3 protein-coding genes are annotated in these 1,993 nt (G+C 67.8%); all 3 read right to left on the bottom strand.

Annotation, left to right across the window (positions count from 1 at the left end; all coding sequences use genetic code 11):
- Window positions 1-453 (bottom strand): SDR family oxidoreductase (locus tag J0695_RS26570; RefSeq protein ID WP_372445833.1); only part of this gene is annotated, 453 nt, incomplete at its 3' end.
- A gap of 11 nt (window positions 454-464) precedes the next feature.
- On the bottom strand, window positions 465-602 hold the full coding sequence (locus J0695_RS26575; protein WP_206966057.1) for a hypothetical protein: 138 nt from the start codon (window positions 600-602) through the stop codon (window positions 465-467).
- A gap of 445 nt (window positions 603-1,047) precedes the next feature.
- A partial coding sequence (locus J0695_RS26580) for a dolichyl-phosphate-mannose--protein mannosyltransferase (protein ID WP_372445832.1) occupies window positions 1,048-1,993 on the bottom strand: 946 nt, incomplete at its 5' end.

The raw sequence follows: 1,993 nt of genomic DNA on the forward strand, positions 1-1,993 counted from the left end.
CGCGGCGATGTCCGCGGGGTGGATCGTCGGCAACGCGATGTCCGCGTACGGTGCGCGGACGGTGTCGAATTGCCGGATGGAGGCTGCCCACATCCGTGCGTTCGAGGCGAACTGCGTGGGCCGCAGGATCGTCCAGGCCATACCGCTCTTCTTGAGCAGTTGCTCTACGGTCACGTTCTCGGCGGCGGGGCCAAGGTGCGGATGGGTCCGGACGGTGATCGACGACACCAGCACCACGTGCTCAACACCCGCCTGCCGGGCGGCTTCGAGGATGTCGGCGTCCGAACCCAGGCGAGACACGAGGAACATCGAACGCACCCCTTCCAACGCGGCCTTCAACGACGCCGGCTCCGCGAAGTCCCCCTCCACGGCCTCGACGCCCTCAGGGAAGGCGGCCTGCGCGGCGTTCGGGTCAGCGCCCTCATCAACTGAGGAGCACGCTAGAAGCTCAATCGCGCTTGAGGTCAAGAAGCCCCGGCGTCCATTCCCGTCGAGTGGTGAGTCGAGGCCCTCAGCACTCCTGCGGCCACCGCATCCCGGTAGAGGAGCAACTGGTAGGCGGCATCCTTGGCGGACTGGGCCGCCTCTGGTGTGGCCAGCAACTCAAGTTGGTACTGCTTGGCATACACGCCGTGAGCCACGATGCCGGCGCGAGCGAGCTCGGTCCGTTGATCCACCGGTGGTGCCCCGACCGGCTGCCCACCCCGATGACCGCGCCCACCACCGTGGCGGCCAATGCTGTCCATTCCATGGCCTGGAGGCTACGAGTCCGCCGAGTCCGGCAGCCAGGGGTCCATGGCTCTTCTGTCATCGCGCCACGGAGCGTTTTCCCGGGGCCGTACTGGGGCCGTCGTACAGGGGCCGTACAGGGGGCCGTACAGGGGCCATGCCGACAACGTCTCCTCGCTGAAGTCGTACGCCCAGGCCGGGTCCTGGATCGCACGCTCCAACTCTGCCGCCGTTACGCGGAATTGCTCACCGGTCATGCCCATGCGCGGATGCCGGGCGCCGCCTCTGACACCGGGGCCGGCCATCCGATCCGCGCATCTAGACCCACGTGGTCAACCACATCCTGTTGTTCCACGCGTCCAGGGGAATCGCCTGCCCCGTGAAGATCGGCCAGAAGTAGATGAAGTTCCAGATGATCAGCAGCACCAGCACGCCCGAGCCGATCGCCCCGATCGCCCGGCGCCGTTCGCTCGACCCCGGTGGGCCGAGGATCGCGCCGATCATCATCGCGAGTGCCAGGCAGACGAAGGGGACGAACACCACCGCGTAGAAGAGGAAGATCGTCCGCTGCTGGTACATGAACCACGGCAGGTATCCCGCCGCGATTCCGCACGCGATCGCGCCCGCCCGCCAGTCGCGCCGGAAGATCCAGCGCCACAGTACGTACAGCAGCGCGAAGCAGCCCGCCCACCACAGCAGTGGTGTCCCGAGTGCCAGGACCTCGCGGGCGCAGTTGCCCGGGGTGTCGGCCGGGCAGCCGTCGACGCCGGCCTTGGGGGATTCGTAGAAGTACGAGACCGGGCGGCCCAGGATCATCCAGCTCCAGGGGTTCGACTGGTACTGGTGGCCCTCCGTCAGGTTGACGTGGAAGCTGTAGACCTCGGACTCGTAGTGCCAGAAGCTGCGCACCACCCTCGGCACCCAGTCCGTGCCGAACTGCGGCAGGTGCACCGTCCCGAGCAGCGGCAGCTTGATGTGGTCGGGGGAGAGGCTCTGGCGGTGGTCGGCCCAGTCCCTGAAGTAGCCGTCCTTGGTGGCGAACCAGCCGCTCCAGGACACGATGTACGTCACGAACGCGACCGGGACCGTCGACACGAAGGCCGGCAGGACGTCGCGTCGCCAGACCGCGCGGTACGGGGAGAAGGCTCCCGCCGTCCGCCGTGCGCCCGCGTCCCAGAGGACCGACATCAGCGCGAAGGCGACCAGGATGTAGAGGCCGTTCCACTTCGTCGCGCACGCCAGGCCCAGCATCACGCCGGCCGTG

Source organism: Streptomyces beijiangensis, assembly GCF_017315755.1.
Taxonomy (GTDB): domain Bacteria; phylum Actinomycetota; class Actinomycetes; order Streptomycetales; family Streptomycetaceae; genus Streptomyces; species Streptomyces beijiangensis.